Here is a 23,644-nt window from a genome sequence, read left to right as displayed (position 1 = left end):
ACCACCACCCAGGCCCCCACCCCCACCCCTACGCCCACTGCCACCGGTAGCGGTGTAGGAGCTGGAACAGGCACCGGCACGGGAACCGGGGCAGGAGTGGGCGGAGCCACTACCGGTACCGCTGGAAGCGGTGCCGCGGCGACAAACCGGGGCGCGAACATCCAGTCAGCCGCCACCGCGTCCTCCGGGTACACCGGGCCAGCTGTGATTGCTGGCGTTGCCACCACCATGCTGGTGCTGCTTGGACTGGGCGCATCGATGATCCGCCGCACACCGCGGAAGCACTAGTCACACCAGATGAGGGTTGCGCCGATCCCGACGGGGCTGGCGCAACCCACTGGACCGGCAGAGAGAGGACACGGTGACTGAGGGAACGAAGGGCGAACCTGCCCACCGGGACACTACGCGAACCTGGTGGTCCCGCAGGGCTGTTCCGGTGCTCATCCTCTTCGCCCTGATCTGCGGTTTGGGTATCGGGACGGTCAAACAGGCGATCGATTCGTCGGCAGCCGCACGGCCGTCCGCCTCATGGGCCACCCCCACGTCGAGTGCCGGCCCGGCGTTGGCAGGGCAGGGAACATCGCGTCCGCTGGAGGAGCCTGCCCCGCCCAGCGAGCTGCCTCCACCCGCCGAGCCCTCAGCCGCTGCCGCCACCTCCGCGGTGGAGGCTCTTGCTCCACCGACCCATGCTTCGGCATCGGTCAGTGCGCCAGCAGGTCCGGCGGCATCGGCTCCGGTCCGACTCTCGATGGAGTCAGCTCACCTTTCGGTTCAAGTGCTTGAGCTCACCCCTAACGACGACGAGGTAGCCAGCCAGTCAATCGTTCCCCCTCTCACCGATGACGGGTACTGGCTATCCTCCTACGGCAAGCCCGGCCTGGGATCGACTAACACCACCTACCTGGCGGGACACAGCTGGGAGGGCAGGGAAGCGCCATTCAACCGGTTGAGCACCCACGCGGCACCGGGGGACACCATCACACTCGAAACCCAGACCGGCACGCTCGACTATGTGGTGGACACCATTGCGACCTATAACAAGGAGACCCTCAAGAACAGCGACATCTGGAACGTGGTGCCCAATCAACTGGTGATCATCAGCTGTTATACGGAGGACCTCTGGGGAAAGAACGTTGTCATCACCGCGTCACCGGCATAGCCGGCGCCCATCAGTCGGTAGCTGGGCTGTTCCCCAGGGCCTGCAGCGCCCGGGCAGCAGAACCACCCAGGTTCCAGTCCTCGGTAAGCTTCTCGATCCGTTCGAGTTGCTCAGCGCCCAGCGGACGGATCTCGGCATCGAACTCGCCGAGGTCCAGGTCACGAACCACATTCACCACCGTTGGCGCGACGGCCAGGTAGTCGGCGGCCCCGGTAATCTTCGCGCGCATCGAGGCAGACATCGTCGAGGCGGGGTCACTGGCGGCGGCAATCACCCCGTCCAGGTCGACAAATTCCTGCAACAGGCTCGCTGCTGTCTTGTCGCCGATCCCGGCGACCCCCGGCAGCCCGTCGGAGGTGTCCCCGCGGAGGGCGGCAAAATCAGCGTACTGCCCGGGGAGCACCTTGTACTTGCCGACTACCGTCGCATCAGTCAGGACCTCGAGACGACTCATTCCGCGGGCGGTGTAGATCACGCGGACATCACTGGCATCGTCGACGAGCTGGAACAGGTCGCGGTCACCGGTGACCACGTCCACTGGGTTATCCGATTGAGCCGCCAGAGAGCCGATGACGTCGTCGGCCTCATGCTCGGGCGTGCCGATTACAGTGATATCAAAGGCCGCCAGAATCTCGCGGATCCGTGGAATCTGTGCCACCAAGCCTGGGGGCACCTCTTCGACGTCGACGCCGTCCTTGACCGCCTTGGTCATCCGGTGCTCTTTGTAACTGGGAATCAGGTCCACCCGCCAGGCCGGTCGCCAATCGTCATCCCAACAGGCGACCAGGTGGGTGGGCTCGTAGTCGGAGACCAGCCGAGCGATCATGTCGAGCAGGCCGCGAACAGCGTTGACCGGGGTTCCATCAGGGGACTTCAGCGAGTCCGGCACACCATAAAAAGCTCTGAAGTACAGGGAAGCGGTGTCAAGGAGCATCAGGCGGTGTGGCACTTAGGGATCCTCTGTCTTGGGGTCCTCAGGCGACTGGTTATTTCGGCCGCCGGAGGTGTACCGGCGCATCATGCGCCGCGCGGGTCCAGCCCAGGACAGCAGCAGGAGAATCGTGAAGAAGTGGTTCATCATCCCACCCAGGAGGTTCGCCGGAAGGATCTGGGTGATGAGAATCAGGACCATTGCCGCACCGATCACTGCCTTGGCAATGTTCAGCATTCGGGTGCTGACGGGGAGCGGCCATGGGTGAAGGTCCACCGTCGGAGAGTCCGCACGTTTTTGCTTGTCCATCAGTACGCTCCCCTTTCGTCAGCCACCAGAATACCCCGCGCACGAAATCCTGCACTATTGGAGTATTCTCAACATGAATTGGTGCCGGATTAGATGGTCTTACATGAAAAGGAACCCCCGCACATGCCTGTACATTCCGGACCCCACGCCGGGCCACGTGCCCGGTGGACGAAGGCACTGATTCCCGCCGTCATCGCCCTCCTTGTCCTTGCCGGTTGCGGTGTGGCGCAGCCCGCCGCGCAGCCGACGGCGATTAGCGCCGTCCGCGCCGCGGACGTGTCCCTCACGGGCGCCGGATGGCTGCACACCGATCGTGCCACCATCCGCGACACAGCGAACCGGGCCTATGTCATCAGGGCCGCCAACTGGTTTGGCCTGGAAACTCCCGACTGCGTTCCGCACGGCCTGTGGACCATCAAACTCGACGACGGCCTCCGGCAGATCAAGTCGATGGGCTTCAACACCATCCGCCTGCCCTACTCCAACCAGTGCATCACCTCGGGCAGGGTCAGCTCTGACACCAACTTCTATGCCAATCCCGATCTGGCCAACAAGAGCCCGCAGCAGGTGATGGATCTCTTCATTGCCAAATCGAAGGCTCTGGGGCTCAACGTGATCCTCGACCGTCACCGTCCTTCCTCGGACGGACAGTCGGAGCTCTGGTACACCTCCCAGTACTCCGAAGCCAAGTGGATAACTGACTGGAAGATGCTGGCCAACCGGTACAAGAACGAACCGACGGTGATCGGCTTTGACCTGCACAATGAGCCGCATGGTGCGGCACGGTGGGGCGGCTCCAATCCCGCACACGACTGGCATGCAGCGGCAACCCGGGCCGGGAACGCCGTACTGGCGGTCAACCCAAAGCTGTTGATCATCGTGGAAGGCGTCGAGGCACAGGGTAATGACTCGTGGACGTGGTGGGGTGGTGGTCTCGCCGACGTCGCCAAGAAACCGGTGAAACTGTCGGTGCCCAACCAGGTGGTCTATTCACCTCACGACTACCCTGCCTCGGTCTATCCGCAGAAGTGGTTCACCGCTCCGGATTACCCGGCGAACCTGCCGGGGATCTGGGACGCCAACTGGGGTTATATCGCCAAGCAGGGGATTGCCCCGGTGCTTGTCGGTGAATTCGGTTCGAAACTCGTGACGACGTCGGACAAGCAGTGGATGAGCAAACTGGTCGCCTACCTGGCCACCAACGGTACAAGCTTTGCCTACTGGTCCTTCAACCCGAACAGCTCCGACACCGGAGGACTGCTGAAATCGGACTGGCGCACCCCTGAGGCGGCAAAACTGGCCGCGCTGCAACCTATCCTGCGACCCGTGACAGTGCCAGTCGTGACACCCAAGCCAACGCCGTCTCCGACGCCGAAGCCCACCGCGTCACCAACACCGACGCCGAAGCCCACGCCGTCTCCGACACCCACGCCCACCGCGTCACCAACACCGACGCCGAAGCCCACGACGTCACCAACTCCGGTTCCGCCGACCGGCGTACCCGCCGTGTCGGCCCTATGGTCGGTGCAGAGCTCCTGGGCGGGCGGCTACGTGGCTGCTATCACTGTGAAGGCGACCAGGGACGTGAGTTCGTGGTCGGTGACCTTCACTGACCCCCAGGTGATAGGTGTGGTCAACTCCTGGGGCCTGAAGTGCACCTCGGTGATGAAGAAGTCGGTCACCTGCGTCGGGACGGACTGGACCACGAGCCTGCGGAAGGGCCAGACGGCAACCATCGGTCTGCAGGTCAACTCCGCGACTCCTCCGGTCAATCCGAAGGTCACGGTGACGGCAAAATAGTCCGCTAGGAAGGTGAGGAGTCGGCGTGTACGGTGTCGCCGCCGTCGTCCACCAGATCGTTCGTGTCCTGCAGGGCGGTCTGGTGGAGGGTGCGCCAGAACTGGTCTGCTCCGGGTGAACGCTGGGCCTCGATGATCGAGTCCAGCCTGAGCGTGTCGGCCCAGTGCTGCACCAGGTCATGATGGAACACGAATTCTTCTAGCGCGTTCCGTTCGGGCAGTGCCAGCCCCGCCGACTGCTGCCCCTCCGGCAGCAGTTCGATTGCCGCAATGATCGATTCAAGGGTACGCCGCACCGTTTCGGGACCACGGGACTGCTCCGGGATGCGCCCCAACTCTTTCGCCGCGGCAATCTCCGAGCGGAGGTCCTGCGTGTAGGCCGCCCACTCCCGTGCCTGGTCGGGGTGGACCGCCAGCGTACCCAGCGTGCCAGTGGCCAGGGTCTTGTCGAACACCATGTAGCCGCCGCGGCCATTGTGTTTGGCGGCGTACATCGCCTGGTCAGCCTCCTGCAGCAGTAGCTCACCCGACAGACCGGGCGAGCTGACAGCAATGCCGATGCTCACGCTCAGGTGCAGCTCGACCCCGAGGAGAAATACCGGTGAACCTACCGCTGCCAGAATCCTCTCGGCCATCGCCGGCGCCTCTTCCGGTGCGGTGCTGGGCAGCAGCAGAGTAAACTCGTCACCGCCATGACGTGCCGCGGTGTCGCCGGCCCTGATGCACGATTCGAGGCGGTGTCCGAGCTCGATCAGCAGGGCATCCCCGGCCGCGTGGCCGTAGGAGTCGTTGACCGGTTTGAAGCCGTCAATGTCGACGGCGAGCACCATCACCGGGATGCCCGTGCGCTGACTCATGATCAGGGCCTGGGAAAGACGGTCATTCAGGAGGGTGCGGTTGGCCAGCCCGGTGAGCGGGTCGTGGAGCGCCTGGCTGGCGAGCCGGTCCAGCAACATGGTGCCGTCCCGGCGTGCCCGTTCATGGATTCTCCAGTGCACAATGCTTGTCGCGCACATCGCCAGGAACAGCACGCTGTGGATCACCGACCACTTCACCGGGTCTTCCAAAGCTGACTGATGGCTGTAGATGCGGGTCGGGGAGGAGACGCCCAGCACCGCGTAGTTTCCGAGTACGATGAACGAGGCTGTCGCGAGAGGCGCCCAATCCTCGTACAGGGCAACAACCGGTACCAGGATGAAGAAAAGGAAGTGCGCCTCAAGGATGCCGGTGATCTGCACCGCCATTGAGGCGAAAAGCATGAGTGACGCCGAGCTGAGTGAGGCGCTCAGCCGTCGCCCCAGCGGGGCCTTCCACGCCACCAGAGCAACGAGTGCGGGGATCGCGCCCTGGGCCAAAGCCAGCCCAAGGGGTGTGTGGAGCAGAAGTGATACGACTGTGATGACTGCGGAGGCCACTACCGCGAACAGGATGATCAGCCGGTGGCGGAAAGCCCAGGCGGGGTCGGGGAGCCGCGAACCGCGCGGAAAAGCATTGAATATAGACCTAGCCCATTGAAGTACCACCAAGATGCTCCCGTGCTTGTCAAGGACGCTCCCCGCGTCGATCACCACGATCGCGTGGCACCCCTACGTTAGCCCCATTCGGCCCGGTTTTCGCCGACCTCAGCCGATCCAGCGCAAAAATTGCGTTGCTGGCCGGTTGCGCCCGGCATTGGGCACGAATATCCTAGCTCAGCGCCTGTCCCACCACATCGGACAGGGGGAACCAAGCTCCCGCCAGGGACCCTGCGATCACGACGGCGAAGAGCAGCAACCAGACCGGGGAAGGCACTCCGGTGCTGCGGTATAGCAGGTACGCGTCGGAGGACTGCAGTTCCCGTCGCCGCCGAAGGTGCACCGAGACCACTTTGCCCAGATCGCGCACCGCCCCGACCATCAGTGCCAGACCCAGGGCAATCACCACATGCCCGGTGAACGCCGCAGGCAGGGCCAGCACCAGCACCGCCGAGATGGCCACCGCACCCAACAGGATCAGCAGGCCGCCGCCGTTACGGATAAACAGGAGTGCTGCGAGCAGGATCAACGCTCCCACTGACAGGGCAGCGGGACCCCACCCGCCCAGGCCAGCCCAGGTCAGCGTTGCTCCGAGGACTGCCGGGGTGGGGTACCCCCAGAATCCGGACCAGGCGGCACGCCATCCGGGGCGGCCGATCATCGTCGTCGTGCCCGCGTGGTCCATGCTCAGCGTGATGCCCTTGAGGACGCGGCCCGTCATCAGGGCAGCGAACGCGTGGCCGAGCTCGTGCACCACTGTGGTGAACAGGCCGAAGAAACGCCAGGTGGGCCGGGGGATCGACAGGGCCGCGGCGGCGAGGACCATAATGGTCAGTTCGAGGGCGGTGATCTCCGGCGGTTCGGCCCGGGCGAACCCCTCAAGGATCCGGTTCCACCACGTCTGAATCATGTCCCCAGCCTACTGAACCCTCAGCGGCGGCCCGACGTGAAAGACTAAAGACATGTCATCGAGCACCCAACCAGACCAGGCCGCACCGGACAATAACGACGGCGTCGAGGAACGAACCCACCTCGGCATGCGGATAGACGACGCCTGGCACTCAGTCCAGACGAATATTGCCATCAAGCGCGGACACGTGCAAACGATCATCCCGTACACCGGCTACGGTTCGGGCACCTGGATCCGGGTCCTCGCCCGAGTGGTCCTTGCTGACCCCGAGGAGATGGCGCCGATCCGTGGCGGTGAGGTGCTGAAGACCATCAAGGAAGGTATCCGGGGGTGGCGCAACTTCACCAGCGCGCCCGTTCGCTACGCGTCGGTCACCGTCGAGGTGGACGGCGAAAGCCATCAGGTGACCGCCGACCGCGGCGGAATCGTCGACGCGAGGATCGACGTGCAGCTCTCGCCGGGTTGGCACACCATCAAACTGCGGTCGGCCGACGACATCCTGGTCGAATCCCCGGTGCGGATCATTGAATCGGGTATCGACTTCGGGGTGGTCTCCGACATCGACGACACCGTCATGGTCACCGCGCTGCCGAGGCCGTTCCTCGCCGCGTGGAACACCTTCGTCCTCGACGAGCACGCACGGGCAGCGACTCCGGGAATGGCTGTGCTCCTGGAGCGGATCACGCAGGAGTCCCCCGGGGCCCCGGTGCTGTATCTGTCCACCGGGGCGTGGAACGTCGCACCGGCGCTCACCCGGTTCATGTCGCGCAACCTGTACCCCGCCGGCCCCAAACTGTTGACCGACTGGGGACCCACGCGTGACCGCTGGTTCCGTAGCGGCCCTGAGCACAAGCGCAGCTCCCTCAAGCGCCTCGCCGCCGAGTTCCCGGACATCAAATGGCTGCTCATCGGCGACAACGGCCAGCATGACGAGGAAATCTACGCCGATTTCGCCGAGCAGTATCCCCAAAACGTGAGGGCTGTGGCGATTCGCCAGCTGACCATGGGTGAGGCGGTCCTCGCCGGTGGCCGTTCGAAGGCCAAGCCGTCCTCGCGCACCCCGAACATTCCATGGATCTACGCCCCGGACGGCGCCGGGATGTCATCCCAGCTGGCGGACCTTGGAATTATTGATCACTCGTTTCAGGAGCCGGCAGAGTAATCCCGTCCTGGTCCTGCGGGCCGGCGTCGGCGCGGATGGTCAGCAGGATCCGGCGAAGCGCCATACCCAGCGAGGCGGTCGCGTCAATCCGTTCGTCCGGGGACACGTCCTTGAGGTGCTGCATCAGGTCCTCAACTGCGGTCTCAGCGTCAGTCAGTGACTCGGCCTTGGTGTCCCATTCGTCGACTGCAGTGGCGGTGAGCTTCACGGCGTAAGCGAGGGGCGGGCCGAGCGGCTTGGGCAGGGGAGTGGACTCCGGGGAACGCCAGATGACGTCGGTGAGCAGTTCGGTCATGTCTTCGACATAGAACGTGACGCGCTCCATTGACTGCAGCGAATGGAAGTCGGCCGCGAGGTCCCGTTTGTGACGGAACTGGCGGATGTTACCGTGCCTGCTGGAATCGGCAAGATGCACTGCGGTGCGCACCTCCTTGCTGAAGGTGGTGAGCTTGTTCTGCCGGTCCGCCCAGTCCTTGTGCTCGGGCGGCCACTGCTCACGCAGGGCTTCACCCATGTCGTTCAGCTGCAGGGCGAGCGCGGACCGGAGGCTGTCCAGTCCCGCCACCACACCGTTCAGGTGCAGGGGTGGCACGATGAGCACGTTCACAATCAGCCCGATGGTCACCCCGACCAGCATCTGCAGCAGATACCCGAACGAGTACCCGTCAGGATCGTCCCCGCCGAGCAGCAGGACGAACAGGGCGGCGATGGGGATCCAGTCCCGGCCCGCCCCGATGTGGGGAAGCCCGGCGGCGAGCACACCGAGTCCCACGACCAATGCCACCGACACCACCGAACGGTCGCCCAGGAAAATCACCGGGAAAGCCAGCGCAAACCCGATGGCCAGCCCCACCAGGGTCTGGATGCCCTGCTTGGCTGAGCCGGCAATGGTGGGGTACATGCAGGCCACGGCGCCCAACGGTGCGTAGTACGGGTACTCGGAGGCGACGCCGGGAACCTGCAGGGCAATCACCCAGGCGATGGACGCGGCAAGGGCGGCCTTGAAGGCCAGCAGCAGCCGCTTGTGGCGGACCAGCCCTCCCACACGGGTCAGCAGGCGGGCGCCGGAAGGGTTTTTCAGCATGCTTGCTATTCTCCCAGCATTTGACCGCCCACGAAATTCGCCCGTTCGGAAGGTGCAGAAAAGTTCCCGGGACGATTCAAGGCCACGGGTGACGCTTTTTCTTCAGGTGACAACGGGACGCGCCGGGTACTTGATGCGGCGGGGCCGACGGCGTAGCGTAGCCACCAAGTTACTTCAGTAACGGGTCAGCGACTCTCCAGCGGAGAGTGTGGGTGCCCCCATGTGGGCCTGACATTTGTTCGCAGGAGTTCCCGTCAGCGCGGCCGCGCTACGCCAGGACTCGGATCTGCGTTCCTCCAGATTGTTTCACCAGCCGAATCCCTCGATGGTTTCGCGGTGACCTCACGAATCAGGACACAAATGTCATATCCACTCCCGCCGCCGCCCACCTACCCCGCCCTCTCCTACGAGCTGTTCCCGCCACGCACCACCAGCGCCGAGGAAGGGATGTGGCGCACCATCCGCGCGCTTGAAGATACCCGACCGGACTTCGTCTCAGTAACCTATGGTGCCTCCGGCTCCAACCGCGACACCGCCGTCGGACTGCTGAAGCGCCTCCTGGACGAGACCAGCCTGAAACCGCTGGCCCACCTCACGTGTGTAGGGAACTCCCGGGACTATCTGGTGCAGCTGGTGTACGAACTGATTTCCCGAGGGGTGCGCGGCATCCTCGCCCTCCGCGGCGACCGCCCCCTTGACCGCTCGCTGCCCGAGGGCGATCTGCAGCACGCCAGCGAGCTGGTGGAGCTGATCCGCCAGGCTGAACGGCAGCTCACGGCACATCTGTGCGCTGGCCGGGTCGCCGTCGGCGTCGCCGCCTACACCACGAAGCACCCGGAATCGCCGAGCACCGAGCACGACATTGAAGTGCTGCTGGCCAAGCAAGCGGCGGGAGCGGACTTCGCTATCACCCAGGTCTACTTCGCGCCGGAGCAATACAGCCAGCTCCTGCGCAGGGCCCGCCGTGCCGGCGTGGAGATTCCGATCATCCCAGGCGTCATCCCCTTCACGAGCGTCCGCCGGCTGGAACGACTCAGTGAACTCGCGGGACTCCAGATCGATGCCCGGTTGAAGGACCGGCTGGTCAGCGCGGTGGACGACGCCGAACGCCGGCGGATCGGCGTCCGCGCCACCGTGGACCTGGCGCACGCGGCGCTGAACGACGGCGCCCCGGGCATCCACATCTACACCTTCAATGAGCACGCGGCGGCACTGGACGTCCTGGACCGACTCGACCTGAGCCGACCACCAGCGCCGGGCCTGAGCCAGACCGCCTGACCCACCAATACTTCCGAAGGGTTTACCTCCATGAGCAGTGAATTCCCCGCAGCCACGATCATCGGCTACCCACGCATCGGCCCCCGGCGCGAACTGAAGACGGCAGTCGAGTCCTATTGGGCGTCCAGAACCTCCGCGGCGGAGTTGGAAGCCAGCGCCCGCCAGCTCCGCCAGGACGGCTACGCCCGGCTCGCCAGCCTGGGGCTGTCACAGACCGCGTCGGCCATCCCGGCGTCCTTCTCCCTGTATGACCAGGTGCTCGATACGGCTGTCACCTTCGGCGCGGTGCCAGCCCGGTTCCAGGACCTGTACGACGGCGACGGGTCACTGGGGTTGGACGCCTACTTCACTCTCGCCCGCGGCGACGCCGGGCGGCCGCCCCTGGAAATGACCAAGTGGTTCGATACCAACTACCACTACCTGGTCCCGGAGATCGGACCCGAGACCCGGTTCACGCTGGCCAACGACTGGATACTACGCACCGTCAGCGAGGCCGCTGACCTGGGGATCACTGTGCGTCCCACCCTCATCGGCCCGGTCACGTTCCTCCTGCTCAGCAAGGCAGCGGACGAGGCGCCCGACGGGTTCTCCCCGCTGAGCCGGCTCGAGGACCTGCTGCCGCTCTACGCGGATCTGCTGGGCCGGCTGGCGGCTGCTGGGACCCACTGGGTGCAACTGGAGGAACCGGCGCTGGTGGCGGACCAGGTGGTCCCCGAGGCTGAGGTGGCGGCCGCCGTCGAGCGCGCCTACCGCTACCTCGCCGGGGCGGCCGAACGTCCCTCACTGCTCGTCACCACCCAGTACGGCTCACTTGGACCGCTGCTCCCGGTCCTTGCAGGCACCGGCATCGACGCGCTGCACCTGGACCTCGTCAAGGGCGGCCTGCCCCCGGCCCAGGACCTGGCCCTCCTGGGTGGCACCACCCTGGTGGCCGGGGTGGTGGACGGCCACAACATCTGGAAGGCGGACCTGGCAGCCGTGGCAGGCCGCCTCGACACCCTCGCCGGGTCGGTCGGCCGGGTCACGGTGGCGACTTCCACCTCCCTGCAACACGTCCCGCACGACGTCGACGACGAACCGGACCTCGATCCCGCCCTGCGGTCGTGGCTGGCCTTCGCCGACCAGAAGGTCGCCGAGGTACTCACCCTGTCCCGGCTGGTGGATGGGTCGCCCGCCGGATCGATCGACGGCGCCATCGCCGACGCCACCGCGGTGCTGGCCTCCCGCGCATCAGCCGTCGGCGTCAACCGGCCAGAGGTGAGGGAGCGGCTCGGCTCACTCACGCCGTCGGACTTCACCCGCGGGCCGTACCCGGAGCGGGTCGCCGCTCAGGAGCGGGCCCTGAAGCTGCCGGTGCTTCCCACCACCACCATCGGATCGTTCCCGCAGACCGCCGAGGTGCGGTCGGCACGGGCCCGGTTCAACCGGGGGGACCTCACCGTAGGGGAATACACCGCCCTGATGCAGGAGGAGATAGCGCGGGTCATCGCACTGCAGGAGGCCCTGGGCTTTGACGTGCTGGTGCACGGTGAGCCGGAGCGCAACGACATGGTGCAATACTTCGCCGAACATCTGGATGGCTTCGATGTCACGGTGAACGGGTGGGTGCAGTCCTACGGGTCGCGGTGTACCCGGCCGTCGATCCTGTGGGGGGACGTCAGCCGCCCAGCACCGATCACCGTGCGGTGGGCCGAGTACGCCCAGTCCTTGACCAGCAAACCGGTGAAGGGGATGCTGACCGGTCCGGTCACCATCCTGGCTTGGTCATTCGTCCGGGAGGACCTGCCGCTGGGGGAGACGGCCAACCAGGTGGCCCTCGCACTCCGCGATGAGGTGAGCGACCTGCAGCGTGCAGGTATCCGGGTGATCCAGGTGGACGAACCGGCGCTCCGTGAGCTGCTGCCCCTCCGGGAGGCGCAGCGGCCGGATTACCTGGCCTGGTCGGTCAACTCCTTCCGGCTGGCAACCTCCGGGGCGGCGCCGTCCACGCAGGTGCACACCCACCTCTGCTATTCCGAGTTCGGCGCCATCATCGAGGCGATTGACGGCCTCGACGCCGATGTCACATCGATCGAGGCCGCCCGGTCGCGGATGGAAGTGGTACACGACCTGCAGGCGCACGGGTTCGCGCGGGGTGTGGGGCCGGGGGTGTACGACATCCACTCACCACGGGTCCCGGATGAGGACGAGGTCGCTGACCTCCTGGGGAAGGCGGTCCAGCATGTGCCGGCCCGGCAGCTCTGGGTCAATCCCGACTGCGGTCTGAAGACCAGGGGCTACGCGGAAACCACCGAGTCGCTGGGCAACCTGGTCAACGCTGCCGTGCGGGTGAGGGCGACTCTCTAACTGCGGACCGGTTCGATGCTCTGTGCCTTCAGGATGGCGGCGAGCTGGTCCATGAAGAGCCGCACCCTGGTGGTCTGCCGGTCGCCGATCTGCAGGGCGAAGATGCTGCGGGCCAGTCGGATCTCGGGGACATCCAGCGCCACCACCGAAGGTGGGCCGTGCGTCATGGCAAGGTCGGGCACCAGCGCAGCGCCGAGCCCGGCGGCGGCCATTGCCAGGCTGGCGTTGAAATCGTCGCAGTATGCCACTACCCGGGGGTGCAGGTTGCAGCTGGCGAACAGCCGTTCAATCACCGTGGCGTCGGCAGTCCCGGGGTGGTGCATGATCCACGGCATGTCGGATAACTGGTCGGCGCTGACCGCGGCTCCAGGCTGGATGCCCCACGACGCCGGGAGCACCACCCGGAAATTGTCGTCCCCGATCCACTGGCGACTGACCGACGACGGCCAGGCCAGTCCGCCCTGGCCCACCTGGAACACCAGGGCGAGGTCGAGTTCGCCGCCGGTCCGCAGCCCCTGGATCGTCTGACCTGGTTCTGCGACGTACACCTTCAGGCTGATCCCCAACCGACGCCATTCGGGGGTGCCGAGCAGCCGCGGCAGCGCGTAGGTGGCGAGGCTCGGGAAGATCCCCAACCGTAGTTCCTGGGTCGGCTCGGCCTCGGCCCGTGCCGTCGAGGCCAACAGGGCATCGATGTCGGTGAGCACCTTCGCCGCATGGCGTGACATGACGACTGCCGCCTCCGTGGGCACCGCGCTGCGTGCGGACCGCTCAAACAGGGTGGCCCCGGTGTCCCGCTCCAGTGCTGACATCTGCTGCGACACCGCCGACGCCGTGTACCCCAGCCGGGACGCCGCCGCAGTGAACGAGCCCAGCCGGATGACCTCCAGAAGCGTGCGCAAATGCACCGGGTTGACCACTGGCAATCCTTTCAGCATTCGGGAGGTCCACCCACGATCCGCAGCCCGGGATGGGCACCAATCCGTCAATGATCCGTCTCCGAACAATAACCAAACTATATTTACAACAGGCGTTTTCCCTCTGGGAGGCCTGTGGTGAGGTGTCGGACGGTCGGATCGACCGGCTGGACGCCTCACGCAAACCTACGCGGAGGAGCGCAGATGACTGAGCAACAGCATGGCATGCCGGACCTTGACACGCCCGATGTCGGCTCCAACGAGCCGGGCGTCCGTCGCCGGATCGCCGTCGTCGGCAGTGGCGTGGCAGGGCTGACTGCCGCCTATGTGCTGAGCCGTCACCACTCGGTCACCCTCTACGAAGCCGACGACCGCGCCGGCGGCCACGCCCACACCCACCAGATGCCGATGGCTGACGGCACCACCTCGGGCGTCGACACCGGGTTTATCGTCCACAACGACCGCACCTACCCGACGCTGCTGCGGCTGTTTGGTGAACTGGGAGTCCCCACCCAGGACTCCGACATGACCATGTCGGTGCGGTGCGATGGGTGCGGGCTCGAATACGCCGGCGCGAAAGGTCGGCGCGGGGTATTCGGTCAGCCCGGAGTGTTGCGCCGTGGCAGGTACCTGAAGATGCTGCTCGAAGTCCTCCGTTTCCAACGGGACGCCCGCGCACTGCTGGGGGCTACCGGTGAGGATGACGGGATGACGCTCGGCGAATTCCTCGCCCGGGGACGATTCAGCAAGTACTTCACCTCCCACTTCATGACTCCTGTGGTCTCGGCGGTGTGGTCCTGCGACCCGTCGACGGCGCTCGCCTACCCGGCGCGGTACCTCTTTTCCTTCATGTCGCACCACGGAATGCTCACCATCAAGGGGTCGCCGCAGTGGCGAACAGTGACGGGCGGGTCGGGGGAGTACGTCAGCCGGGTGCTCGAGCACATCGAGGAGGTGCGGCTCGGGTCGCCCGTCGCCGAGGTGCTGAGGGTGGGGGACGCCGTCGTCGTCACGTCCAACGGCGACACCGAAACCTACGATGCGGCAGTCATCGCGACCCACCCGCACCAGGCGCTCGCCATGCTGGGCGACGCCGGACCGGTCGAGCAGCAGGTGCTCGGGGATATGCCGTACTCGACCAACCACACCCTCTTCCACACTGACGAGTCGGTGCTGCCGAGGACCGACGCCGTCCGGTCCTCCTGGAACTACCGGCTGCCGTCCTGCGAAGCGAGCCCTGACCGGGTCCTGGTCACCTACGACCTGACACGGCTGCAGCGCCTCGAGGGGCGCACCGGGCACCGCTTCCTGGTCAGCCTCGGAGAGCGCGACGAGATTGCGCCGGAGTCGGTGCTGCGGTCGATGACCTACGAACACCCGCAGTACACGCCGTCCTCGCTCGCCGCGCAGCGCCGGCTGGCCGAGCTCAGCGACGACCGGATCGCCTTTGCGGGCGCCTATCACGGGTGGGGGTTCCACGAGGACGGGGCGCTCTCCGGGCTCCGGGCCGCTGAACGCCTCGGCGGCTCCTGGGACGCCGAACCCCTCGACGCCGCACTGGTGGACGTCCCGTCATGAGCCACGCTCCCCACCGTGCGGACCACGGCCCGTCCGCCCTGTACCCGACGACGATCCGGCATGTGCGCCGGTCGCCGCTGCATAACGAGTTCACGTACCGCAGCTACAGCTGGTTCGTGGACCTCGATGACCTGCCACAGCTGCCCTGGTGGCTGCGGCCGTTCGCTGTGTTCTCTGCCGCCGACCACCTGGGGGACCCCGAGCGGTCAATCCGGTCCAACGTCGCCGCGTACCTGGCGACCCAGGGTATCGACGACGACGGCGGGACCGTCACCATGCTGGCCAGTGGCCGGGTGCTCGGGCACGTATTCAATCCTTTGAGCCTGTTCTGGTGCCACCGCACCGACGGAACACTGGCCGCCGTGATCGCCGAGGTGCACAACACCTACGGGGAGCGGCACTGCTATCTGCTGAACCCGGACCAGGCAGGCCGCGCTGTCACCGAGAAGGCGTTCTATGTGTCGCCGTTTAACGACGTGTCGGGCAGTTACGAGATGCGGGTCCCGGAACCGGCAGAACGCCTCAGCATCGCGATCACGCTTCACCGGGACGGCCAATCGCCCTTTATCGCAACGATGGCGGGCCACCGCCTGCCCGCCACCACCGGCAACGTTGTCCGCATGATCACCGCCATCCCTGTTGCACCCCTCCGCGCGGCTGCGCAGATCAGGTGGCAGGGAGTTAAACTCTGGATGCGCCGGTTGCCCGTTCGCACCAGGCCACACCATGATTCACAGGAGGCAGTTCGATGAGTACCCTTGTTCGTTCCGAGGAAGACGTAGATCCGGAGTTTTGGCCCGGTATCGCCAACGTTCCGTCGGGCCCCCGGAACAAGGTTGCCGCGGCGCTCGCCGAAAAGATCTTCACCGCGGCCGTGAACCGCCTGCAGCTGCGGGTCCTGTACGACGACGGCACCGTACTGGGTGCGCCCGGCGGGGGACCCCGTCCCGAGATGCGGATCCACCGTCCGGACGATTTCTTCGCCCGGCTGGGCGATAACGGGCTGATCGGGCTGGGCGAGGCCTACATGGCCCAGGACTGGACGGCGTCGGACCTCACCGAGGTGATGCAGGTCTTCGCAGCACAGGCCGCGCACCTGGTGCCGGTCCCGCTGCAGAAGCTGCGCGGGCTGTACCTGCCCAAGCCGCCCCGCAAGGAGCGCAACACCAAGGTCAACACCCGGTCCAACATCTCCCGGCACTATGACCTGTCCAACGACCTGTTCAACCTGTTCCTGGACGACACCATGTCCTACTCCAGCGCCCTGTTCGATGCGAACGGGCCGCAACTGCTGGATGCACGGTGGGAGGACCTACCCGAAGCCCAGCAGCGCAAGGTCGACCGCCTGCTGGACCAGGCCGACGTCGGCGAGGGAACCCGGGTGCTGGAGATCGGGACCGGCTGGGGCGAGCTGGCCATCCGTGCGGCCCGCCGCGGGGCCACAGTGGTCTCGGTGACCCTGTCGAGCGAGCAGAAGGAACTGGCGGAGCAGCGCGTCGCCGACGCCGGGTTGTCCCACCTGGTCACCATCGAGCTGAAGGATTACCGCGCGGTCGAGGGCCAATACGATGCGATCGTCTCGGTGGAGATGATCGAGGCGGTGGGCTACGAGTACTGGGGCGTGTACTTCCAGACCATCGACCGGCTATTGGCCCCCGACGGCCGGGTGGCCATCCAGGCAATCACCATGCCGCACGAGCGCATGATGGTGACCCGCCGGTCCTACACCTGGATCCACAAGTACATCTTCCCGGGTGGCTTCATCCCCTCGGTCCGCGCGATCGAGGACATCACCGACCGCTACACGAGCCTGCGCGTGCGTGAGCGGCTCTCCATGGGCGACCACTACGCGCAAACCCTCAGGCTGTGGGAGGAACGTTTCCTCGCCCACGCCGACGACGTCTCGGCCCTCGGCTTCGACGACGTCTTCCAGCGGATGTGGCGGTTTTACCTGTGCTATTCGAGGGCCGGCTTCCAGTCCGGATACCTCGACGTGCAGCAGCTCATCTTCGACCGCCGGCCGTAACCATCAGGAGCATTCCCTTGACTCACCCCGAAACCACACGACAGACCGCCAGCATCGATCAGGACATTGCCGGCAAGATCGCGCGGATCCTCGATCCGATAGTGGGCGGCGAACTGCCGGTGCATCTGCGCGCCTGGGACGGCAGCACCGCCGGACCAGTTGGTCAGCCCGAAGTGCAGATCAACAGCGCCAACGCGTTGCGCCGATTGCTGTGGAGCCCGGGGGAGTTGGGTGCCGCGCAGGCGTACGTGACCGGGGAGATCGATGTGCCCGGGTCACTCGACGACGCCCTCACCCATCTCTGGAATGTGGTCGCCTCACGTGACCTGACCATGCCGAAGCTGACCCCGTCGCTGGTCCTTCAGCTGACGAAGCTGGCCCGCGAACTGGGAGTCTTTGGACCTCCGCTGCCCGCTCCGGCGTCGCAGGCGAAGATCAAGGGCAGGCTGCACAGCCTGCTCCGCGACCGGGACGCCATCAGCCACCACTACGACCTGTCCAACAGCTTCTACCAGTTGATCCTCGACGACCACATGGCCTACTCCTGCGGCTACTGGCTCTCCGATGATCCTGACTACACGCTTGAGGACGCACAGCGGGACAAGCTGGACCAGGTGTGCCGCAAGATCGGTCTCGACACGATGCCCGGGCAGCGGTTCCTTGACGTCGGCTGTGGCTGGGGCTCGCTAAGCCTGTTCGCAGCCGAACACTTCGGGGCTTTGGTCACCGGGGTCACCATTTCCAAGGAACAGAAAGCGTTCATCGATCAGCGGATCGCGGAACGCGGACTGCAGGACCGGGTGGAAATCCGGCTCCAGGACTACCGTGACGTCAATGACGGACCCTACGATGCGGTGGCATCGCTGGAAATGGGTGAGCACGTTGGCCAGGAGAACTACGGAACCTACACCGCGACCCTGTTCCGCAATGTGCGGCCGGGCGGAAAGGTGCTGATCCAGCAAATGTCACGGCACGGCAAGAACCCCGGAGGGGGCCCGTTCATCGAGTCCTTCATTGCGCCCGACATGCACATGAGGCCGGTGGGCGACACCGTCAACCTGATCGAGAACGCCGGCTTCGAGATCCGCGGTGTCGAAGCCATGCGGGAGCACTATGTGCGCACCATCGACGCCTGGCACGACCGGTTCGAGACCAACTGGGATCAGGCTGTAGGGATGATGGGCGAGGAAGTTGCCCGTGTCTGGCGGCTCTACCTGGTGGGAGCCTCGATGACCTTCCGCGACGGACGCATGGGCGTGGACCAGATCCTGTCGCAGAAGCCCCTCGGGTAGTTAACCTCCGGCGCATAGACGACACGCCGACGATTCACGACACAGAAGTATTTTGCCTGTGCGCAAGTACTCCACAGGGGTGTGGACGACGGCCACGGATCAGCGGGTTTCCGCGCATTTCCGTGGGGTCCGATTGTGGATTATCTGTGGACGAACCACCCGATGAATGACATACTTGTAATACATCATCTTGGGGTCGCACCCAGAGGTTTGCACTAGATGTAGTATTTATATATCGAACCGCTGGCATAGCGGGCACAAGCGACGCACCCCGGAGAACCACCGGAAAGTCCCTCGTTCACAGCCCGCCAATTCCTGAATACGCGTCGATGACAAGCCAAGAATTACAAGGGGAGAGGGACTATGACCGTCACGGTTTATACCAAGCCAGCATGCGTACAGTGCAACGCCACGTACCGGGCCTTGGACAAGAAGGGCATCACCTACCAGAGCGTGGATATCTCACAGGATCCAGCAGCTTTGGAGCGTGTCCGCGCACTGGGCTACATGCAGGCTCCGGTAGTCATTACCGAGCAGGATCACTGGTCGGGTTTCCGTCCGGACAAGATCAACGAACTGGCTGAACTCAGCCAGGCCTCGGTCAGCTCGGTCGCCTGATTCGACAGGATGTGGGTCCTTCATCATGACCCTTACAGCAGTGCACACGTCACCCACCGCAGCGGCTCACAGCGAGCCGGGCGGGGTGACCGATGCCCGGCTCATCTACTTCTCCTCGTCCTCGGATAACACCCACCGGTTCGTCCAGAAACTGGATGAGGCCACAGGGACGGCGTCGGCACGGATGCCGCTGCTGACCCGGGACCCAACACTTAGAGCACTGCAGCCGTTTGTGCTGGTCCTGCCGACGTACGGCGGGATCTCCGGGCGGGGCGCCGTACCCAAGCAGGTAATCAAGTTCCTCAACGACGAGGGAAACCGATCCTTGATTCGTGGCGTGATTGGCGCAGGAAACACCAACTTCGGGGAAACCTACTGCCTGGCGGCGGACATCATTGCCGCCAAGTGTGGGGTCCCGGTTCTTTACAGATTTGAATTAATGGGAACGTCCGAGGACGTTGACCGAGTAGCCCAAGGATTGGAAGCGTTTTGGATATGACTGTTGCAGAGACAGAGACAAAGGGAGCAGGCGGCACCGCCGCACCTCAGCTAGAGCGTTTCCATGGCATGGGCTATCACGAGCTCAACGCCATGCTGAACCTGTACGGCCCCAACGGAGAGATCCAGTTCGAGGCCGACCGCGAGGCTGCACACCAGTACTTCCTGCAGCACGTCAATAACAACACCGTGTTCTTCCACGACCTCGAGGAGAAGCTCGACTACCTCGTGAAGAACGAGTACTACGAGCGGGAAACCCTCGACCAGTACTCGATGAACTTCATCCGCGACCTCTACAAGCGCGCCTACAACAAGAAGTTCCGCTTCGAGACCTTCCTGGGCGCCTTCAAGTTCTACACCTCCTACACGCTGAAGACATTCGACGGCAAGCGTTTCCTGGAGCGCTACGAAGATCGTGTGTGCATGGTGGCACTCCACCTGGCCCGCGGCGACCAGCAGCTCGCGCTCCAGATGGTCGACGAGATCATCGAGGGACGTTTCCAGCCGGCCACCCCCACCTTCCTCAACGCCGGCAAGCGCCAGCGTGGCGAACTGGTTTCCTGCTTCCTTCTTCGCATCGAAGACAACATGGAGTCCATCGGCCGGTCCATCAACTCCGCGCTGCAGCTGTCCAAGCGGGGCGGCGGAGTGGCGTTCGCGCTGACCAACATCCGCGAAGTTGGTGCGCCGATCAAGCAGATCGAGAACCAGTCCTCAGGCGTGATCCCCGTGATGAAGCTTCTCGAGGACAGCTTCTCCTACGCCAACCAGCTCGGTGCCCGTCAGGGTGCCGGTGCTGTGTACCTGCACGCCCACCACCCGGACATCTACCGCTTCCTCGACACCAAGCGGGAGAACGCCGACGAGAAGATCCGGATCAAGACCCTGTCGCTCGGCGTTGTGATCCCGGACATCACCTTCGAGCTGGCCAAGAAGGATGAGGACATGTACCTGTTCTCGCCCTACGACGTCGAGAAGGTGTACGGCATGCCGTTCTCCGACGTCTCGGTCACCGAGAAGTACTACGAGATGGTTGACGACGCCCGGATCAAGAAGACCAAGATCAAGGCTCGCGACTTCTTCCAGACTCTAGCGGAGATCCAGTTCGAGTCGGGCTACCCGTACATCATGTTCGAGGACACCGTGAACCGGGCCAACCCGATCGACGGCAAGATCATCATGTCGAACCTGTGCTCCGAGATCCTTCAGGTTTCGCAGCCCACCACGTACCACGATGACCTGTCCTACGACGAGACTGGCAAGGACATCTCCTGCAACCTGGGTTCGCTGAACATCGCGAAGACCATGGATTCGCCGGACTTCGGTCTGACCATCGAAACGGCCATCCGGTCGCTGTCGGCAGTGTCTGACATGTCCAACATCACCTCGGTGCCTTCGATCGCCCGTGGCAACGACCAGAGCCATGCCATTGGCCTGGGTCAGATGAACCTGCACGGTTACCTGGCGCGGGAGCGGGTCCACTACGGCTCCGAAGAGGGCCTGGACTTCACCAACATCTACTTCTACTCGGTGGTCTATCACGCAGTGCGGGCATCCAACCTGCTGGCGATCCAGACGGGCACCACGTTCGGTGGGTTCGAGAGGTCCAAGTACGCCACCGGCGAGTTCTTCGACAAGTACACCAACCAGGAATGGGTTCCCCAGACCGAGAAGGTTGCTGAGCTGTTCAAGCACATCCACATTCCTACCCAGGAAGACTGGAGTGCACTGAAGGCTTCGGTCATGGAGCACGGCATCTACAACCAGAACCTGCAGGCTGTGCCGCCGACCGGATCGATCAGCTACATCAACAACTCCACGTCGTCGATTCACCCGGTGGCATCGAAGATCGAGATCCGCAAGGAAGGCAAGCTGGGCCGCGTGTACTACCCGGCTCCCTACCTGACGAACGACAACCTCGAGTACTACGAGGATGCGTACGAGCTGGGCTTCGAGAAGATCATTGACACCTATGCTGCGGCAACGCAGCACGTGGATCAGGGTCTGTCGTTGACGTTGTTCTTCAAGGACACCGCCACCACTCGTGACATCAACAAGGCTCAGATCTACGCCTGGCGCAAGGGCATCAAGACCATCTACTACATCCGTCTTCGCCAGCTCGCGCTGGAAGGGACCGAGGTAGACGGTTGCGTTAGCTGCATGCTGTAACCAGCTGCTTCAGAACAACCAGTACGACGGCGGGTGCTCGCCCGTCGTCGTACGCTTTAACTAAGAACCAACCCACCATTGAGGGGATGACATGACCGAGAAGGTCAAGCTGCTTAGCCACGTTGAGGCAATCAACTGGAACCGCATCCAGGACGACAAGGACGTGGATGTCTGGAACCGTCTGGTCAACAACTTCTGGCTGCCTGAGAAGGTCCCGCTGTCGAACGACGTCCAGTCGTGGGCGACGCTGACTCCTGACGAGCAGCAGCTCACCATGCGGGTGTTCACCGGCCTGACCCTGCTCGACACCATCCAGGGCACCGTTGGTGCTGTCAGCCTCATCCCTGATGCGATCACTCCTCACGAAGAGGCCGTGTACACGAACATCGCGTTCATGGAGTCGGTGCACGCGAAGAGCTATTCATCGATCTTCTCCACGTTGGCTTCCACCAAGGAGATTGACGAGGCGTTCCGTTGGTCGACCGAGAATGAGAATCTGCAGCGCAAGGCTGAGATTGTCATGAACTACTACCGTGGCGACGATCCGCTGAAGCGCAAGGTGGCGTCGACACTGCTGGAGAGCTTCCTGTTCTACTCGGGGTTCTACCTCCCGATGTACTGGTCTTCGCGTGCGAAGCTGACCAACACGGCTGACCTGATCCGTCTGATCATCCGCGATGAAGCCGTTCACGGCTACTACATCGGCTACAAGTTCCAGAAGGGTCTTGAGAAAGAGTCGGCTGAGCGGAAGCAGGAGATCAAGGACTACACGTTCGAGCTCTTGTTCGAGCTGTACGAGAACGAGGTTCAGTACACCCACGATCTCTATGACTCTGTTGGCCTGGCTGAGGACGTCAAGAAGTTCCTGCACTACAACGCTAACAAGGCGCTGATGAATCTGGGCTACGAAGCCATGTTCCCGGCATCGGTCACCGATGTGAATCCTGCGATCCTGTCGGCGCTGTCACCGAATGCCGACGAGAACCACGACTTCTTCTCGGGTTCGGGTTCCTCGTACGTCATCGGTAAGGCAGTCAACACCGAGGACGACGACTGGGACTTCTAGTCTCTTCTTTCTCTAACTCATGAGCTGATCAAATGGCCCTCGAACGCTGATGCGTTCGGGGGCCATTTGTCATTTGCTCACTTGCCGGCTGACCATCTCGTTGATCCAGCTCGGCGCGAAGGGCGAGGTGCAGTTTGGGGGAGTGGGATAGTCCTTTAGTACCTCCAGGCGCTCACCGATAGCGAGAGCGCGGGCACGATACGCGGAGTGTTCGATACCGATCATGGCCAGACACTGATTCATGGCCCATTGCAGGCGGTCGGGGGCTTCCTTCATTTGCGCTTCGATGACATCGAGCAATCCTGGGAGGTCCAGAGTGTCGGGTTCTTTGATCACTCGCTCCGAGGTCAGGGCCCATCCTGCGCTTGCCACGACCGGGTCAGGATCAGCTGACCAGGCGAGCCGGAGGTCTTCGGAGTGAGGACTCTTCTTGACCACGTAGTTCACCAGCCAGTCGTGCACCTTCGGTGCGCGGGCTTCGCGGAGCATCGCATTGAGTTCGTCGCGTTCGAAGGCCTTCGGCCGACAGATCAGCAGAGCTACCAGACGAGCAGCCGTGTCACCGGTAGCCCAGAGGTCGCGGGCAAGATCCTGCTGGGTCTTGAGCTTCTTTGCGACTGCCCGGAGCTTTCCAAGGTTGACCGCGTGATCGTCACCATGGCGTTCGTTCACCGCTTTGATCTTCGGGTCTTCGAGCGCAGCGAGTTCGGCAAGAACTTCGTCAGCAGTGGTCGCGGTTGCGGTTGCCGTCATTGCATCCTCCTGGTCAGTGCGGACGTTTCAGTGGGAGGACGTTTGCACATCTATAAGTCGAAGTTCCGTTGTCTGGCTTCCAAGACTACTAGCCCGGTGATGGTCAGACGGCGTCGTGCTCATGCCGCACCTCCTGTTCCCTCGCACCCTATTTAGGCCGCTCAGTGTTCAGGCCGCACCGTGCTCAGGCCGCTCCGTGGTGGGGACTGCTGCGTTCCCTTATCCGGCGATGTCG

Annotated in this window: 21 protein-coding genes; 14 read left to right on the top strand and 7 right to left on the bottom strand. The window is 64.0% G+C overall.

Annotated features, from left to right (window positions below; all coding sequences use genetic code 11):
• Both HMI57_RS16030 and HMI57_RS16025 read left to right on the top strand, forming a co-directional pair.
• The coding region (locus tag HMI57_RS16030; RefSeq protein ID WP_216607607.1) for a hypothetical protein at window positions 1–288 on the top strand (288 nt) is incomplete at its 5' end.
• 73 nt (window positions 289–361) lie between these two features.
• A complete protein-coding gene (locus HMI57_RS16025) occupies window positions 362–1,159 on the top strand; it encodes a class F sortase (protein ID WP_171587008.1) in 798 nt (265 codons plus the stop codon).
• A gap of 10 nt (window positions 1,160–1,169) precedes the next feature.
• Here the strand turns inward: HMI57_RS16025 and HMI57_RS16020 are convergent, their stop codons facing one another.
• Window positions 1,170–2,108: a 5'-3' exonuclease gene (locus tag HMI57_RS16020; protein ID WP_346655242.1), complete on the bottom strand. Its 939-nt coding sequence runs from the start codon at window positions 2,106–2,108 to the stop codon at window positions 1,170–1,172.
• Entirely contained in the window at window positions 2,109–2,399 is a 291-nt protein-coding gene (locus tag HMI57_RS16015; RefSeq protein ID WP_171587007.1) for a hypothetical protein, read from the bottom strand.
• 123 nt (window positions 2,400–2,522) lie between these two features.
• Between HMI57_RS16015 and HMI57_RS16010 the strand changes: the two genes are divergently transcribed.
• Window positions 2,523–4,199, top strand: coding sequence for a cellulase family glycosylhydrolase (locus HMI57_RS16010; protein WP_171587006.1), 1,677 nt, complete (start codon window positions 2,523–2,525; stop codon window positions 4,197–4,199).
• A 4-nt stretch (window positions 4,200–4,203) separates the two neighbouring features.
• Here the strand turns inward: HMI57_RS16010 and HMI57_RS19620 are convergent, their stop codons facing one another.
• Both HMI57_RS19620 and HMI57_RS16000 read right to left on the bottom strand, forming a co-directional pair.
• Window positions 4,204–5,769 carry a GGDEF domain-containing protein gene (locus HMI57_RS19620; RefSeq protein ID WP_171587005.1) on the bottom strand — a complete coding sequence of 522 codons (1,566 nt, stop codon included), beginning with the start codon at window positions 5,767–5,769 and terminating at the stop codon, window positions 4,204–4,206.
• Between the two features lie 115 nt (window positions 5,770–5,884).
• Window positions 5,885–6,622 carry a M50 family metallopeptidase gene (locus tag HMI57_RS16000; protein ID WP_171587004.1) on the bottom strand — a complete coding sequence of 246 codons (738 nt, stop codon included), beginning with the start codon at window positions 6,620–6,622 and terminating at the stop codon, window positions 5,885–5,887.
• Window positions 6,623–6,674: 52 nt separating this feature from the next.
• On the opposite strand from HMI57_RS16000, the gene HMI57_RS15995 reads away from it, so the two are divergent.
• A complete protein-coding gene (locus tag HMI57_RS15995) occupies window positions 6,675–7,784 on the top strand; it encodes a phosphatase domain-containing protein (protein ID WP_171587003.1) in 1,110 nt (369 codons plus the stop codon).
• Here HMI57_RS15995 and HMI57_RS15990 read toward each other — a convergent pair.
• The gene (locus tag HMI57_RS15990) at window positions 7,750–8,868 is read right to left on the bottom strand and encodes an FUSC family protein (protein WP_171587002.1); all 1,119 of its coding nucleotides are present in this window, start codon (window positions 8,866–8,868) and stop codon (window positions 7,750–7,752) included. The genes HMI57_RS15995 and HMI57_RS15990 overlap by 35 nt on opposite strands.
• A gap of 360 nt (window positions 8,869–9,228) precedes the next feature.
• On the opposite strand from HMI57_RS15990, the gene HMI57_RS15985 reads away from it, so the two are divergent.
• Window positions 9,229–10,146, top strand: a complete 918-nt coding sequence (locus HMI57_RS15985) for a methylenetetrahydrofolate reductase (protein ID WP_171587001.1) — start codon at window positions 9,229–9,231, stop codon at window positions 10,144–10,146.
• 30 nt (window positions 10,147–10,176) lie between these two features.
• Complete coding sequence (gene metE / locus HMI57_RS15980; protein ID WP_171587000.1) at window positions 10,177–12,492, top strand: 5-methyltetrahydropteroyltriglutamate--homocysteine S-methyltransferase; 2,316 nt, start codon at window positions 10,177–10,179, stop codon at window positions 12,490–12,492.
• Here metE and HMI57_RS15975 read toward each other — a convergent pair.
• Window positions 12,489–13,412, bottom strand: a complete 924-nt coding sequence (locus HMI57_RS15975) for a LysR family transcriptional regulator (RefSeq protein ID WP_171587016.1) — start codon at window positions 13,410–13,412, stop codon at window positions 12,489–12,491. The two genes, metE and HMI57_RS15975, sit on opposite strands and share 4 nt — an antisense overlap.
• Window positions 13,413–13,613: 201 nt before the next feature.
• Here HMI57_RS15975 and HMI57_RS15970 point away from each other — a divergent pair, with 201 nt between their 5' ends.
• The 8 genes from HMI57_RS15970 to nrdF all read left to right on the top strand — a co-directional run bounded on the left by HMI57_RS15970 (window position 13,614) and on the right by nrdF (window position 22,656).
• Window positions 13,614–14,987 (top strand): FAD-dependent oxidoreductase, encoded by a 1,374-nt coding sequence (locus HMI57_RS15970; RefSeq protein WP_171586999.1) that lies wholly within the window; start codon window positions 13,614–13,616, stop codon window positions 14,985–14,987.
• Entirely contained in the window at window positions 14,984–15,739 is a 756-nt protein-coding gene (locus HMI57_RS15965) for a DUF1365 domain-containing protein (protein ID WP_171586998.1), read from the top strand. Before HMI57_RS15970 ends, HMI57_RS15965 begins: the two co-directional genes overlap by 4 nt.
• Complete coding sequence (locus tag HMI57_RS15960; RefSeq protein WP_171586997.1) at window positions 15,736–17,013, top strand: cyclopropane-fatty-acyl-phospholipid synthase family protein; 1,278 nt, start codon at window positions 15,736–15,738, stop codon at window positions 17,011–17,013. Before HMI57_RS15965 ends, HMI57_RS15960 begins: the two co-directional genes overlap by 4 nt.
• 17 nt (window positions 17,014–17,030) lie before the next feature.
• Entirely contained in the window at window positions 17,031–18,305 is a 1,275-nt protein-coding gene (locus HMI57_RS15955; protein WP_216607604.1) for a cyclopropane-fatty-acyl-phospholipid synthase family protein, read from the top strand.
• Window positions 18,306–18,668: 363 nt separating this feature from the next.
• Window positions 18,669–18,923 (top strand): glutaredoxin-like protein NrdH, encoded by a 255-nt coding sequence (gene nrdH, locus HMI57_RS15950; RefSeq protein WP_171586996.1) that lies wholly within the window; start codon window positions 18,669–18,671, stop codon window positions 18,921–18,923.
• A gap of 25 nt (window positions 18,924–18,948) precedes the next feature.
• On the top strand, window positions 18,949–19,422 hold the full coding sequence (gene nrdI, locus HMI57_RS15945) for a class Ib ribonucleoside-diphosphate reductase assembly flavoprotein NrdI (RefSeq protein WP_171586995.1): 474 nt from the start codon (window positions 18,949–18,951) through the stop codon (window positions 19,420–19,422).
• Window positions 19,423–19,490: 68 nt separating this feature from the next.
• Window positions 19,491–21,590, top strand: a complete 2,100-nt coding sequence (gene nrdE, locus HMI57_RS15940) for a class 1b ribonucleoside-diphosphate reductase subunit alpha (protein WP_171587014.1) — start codon at window positions 19,491–19,493, stop codon at window positions 21,588–21,590.
• A gap of 91 nt (window positions 21,591–21,681) precedes the next feature.
• Window positions 21,682–22,656, top strand: a complete 975-nt coding sequence (nrdF, locus tag HMI57_RS15935; RefSeq protein ID WP_019482488.1) for a class 1b ribonucleoside-diphosphate reductase subunit beta — start codon at window positions 21,682–21,684, stop codon at window positions 22,654–22,656.
• Between the two features lie 69 nt (window positions 22,657–22,725).
• On the opposite strand, the gene HMI57_RS15930 is transcribed toward nrdF, so the two are convergent.
• On the bottom strand, window positions 22,726–23,409 hold the full coding sequence (locus tag HMI57_RS15930; protein WP_171586994.1) for a DNA alkylation repair protein: 684 nt from the start codon (window positions 23,407–23,409) through the stop codon (window positions 22,726–22,728).
• Window positions 23,410–23,644: the final 235 nt, after the last annotated feature.

The organism is Arthrobacter sp. 260, assembly GCF_013116745.1.
Lineage (GTDB): Bacteria > Actinomycetota > Actinomycetes > Actinomycetales > Micrococcaceae > Arthrobacter_D.
Note: the sequence above shows the minus strand (reverse complement) of the source record. Positions and strands in the feature narration are given on the sequence as shown.

Bases quoted from the DNA above. Each gene is read 5' to 3' on its own strand.
- HMI57_RS16015 (WP_171587007.1), bottom strand. From the start codon at position 2,399: ATGGACAAGCAAAAACGTGCGGACTCTCCGACGGTGGACCTTCACCCA.
- HMI57_RS15985 (WP_171587001.1), top strand. From the start codon at position 9,229: ATGTCATATCCACTCCCGCCGCCGCCCACCTACCCCGCCCTCTCCTAC.
- nrdF (WP_019482488.1), top strand. From the start codon at position 21,682: ATGACCGAGAAGGTCAAGCTGCTTAGCCACGTTGAGGCAATCAACTGG.
- HMI57_RS16000 (WP_171587004.1), bottom strand. From the start codon at position 6,622: ATGATTCAGACGTGGTGGAACCGGATCCTTGAGGGGTTCGCCCGGGCC.
- HMI57_RS15965 (WP_171586998.1), top strand. From the start codon at position 14,984: ATGAGCCACGCTCCCCACCGTGCGGACCACGGCCCGTCCGCCCTGTAC.
- HMI57_RS16010 (WP_171587006.1), top strand. From the start codon at position 2,523: ATGCCTGTACATTCCGGACCCCACGCCGGGCCACGTGCCCGGTGGACG.
- HMI57_RS15970 (WP_171586999.1), top strand. From the start codon at position 13,614: ATGACTGAGCAACAGCATGGCATGCCGGACCTTGACACGCCCGATGTC.
- HMI57_RS15960 (WP_171586997.1), top strand. From the start codon at position 15,736: ATGAGTACCCTTGTTCGTTCCGAGGAAGACGTAGATCCGGAGTTTTGG.
- nrdH (WP_171586996.1), top strand. From the start codon at position 18,669: ATGACCGTCACGGTTTATACCAAGCCAGCATGCGTACAGTGCAACGCC.
- HMI57_RS15990 (WP_171587002.1), bottom strand. From the start codon at position 8,868: ATGCTGAAAAACCCTTCCGGCGCCCGCCTGCTGACCCGTGTGGGAGGG.
- HMI57_RS15930 (WP_171586994.1), bottom strand. From the start codon at position 23,409: ATGACGGCAACCGCAACCGCGACCACTGCTGACGAAGTTCTTGCCGAA.
- nrdI (WP_171586995.1), top strand. From the start codon at position 18,949: ATGACCCTTACAGCAGTGCACACGTCACCCACCGCAGCGGCTCACAGC.
- metE (WP_171587000.1), top strand. From the start codon at position 10,177: ATGAGCAGTGAATTCCCCGCAGCCACGATCATCGGCTACCCACGCATC.
- HMI57_RS15995 (WP_171587003.1), top strand. From the start codon at position 6,675: ATGTCATCGAGCACCCAACCAGACCAGGCCGCACCGGACAATAACGAC.
- nrdE (WP_171587014.1), top strand. From the start codon at position 19,491: ATGGGCTATCACGAGCTCAACGCCATGCTGAACCTGTACGGCCCCAAC.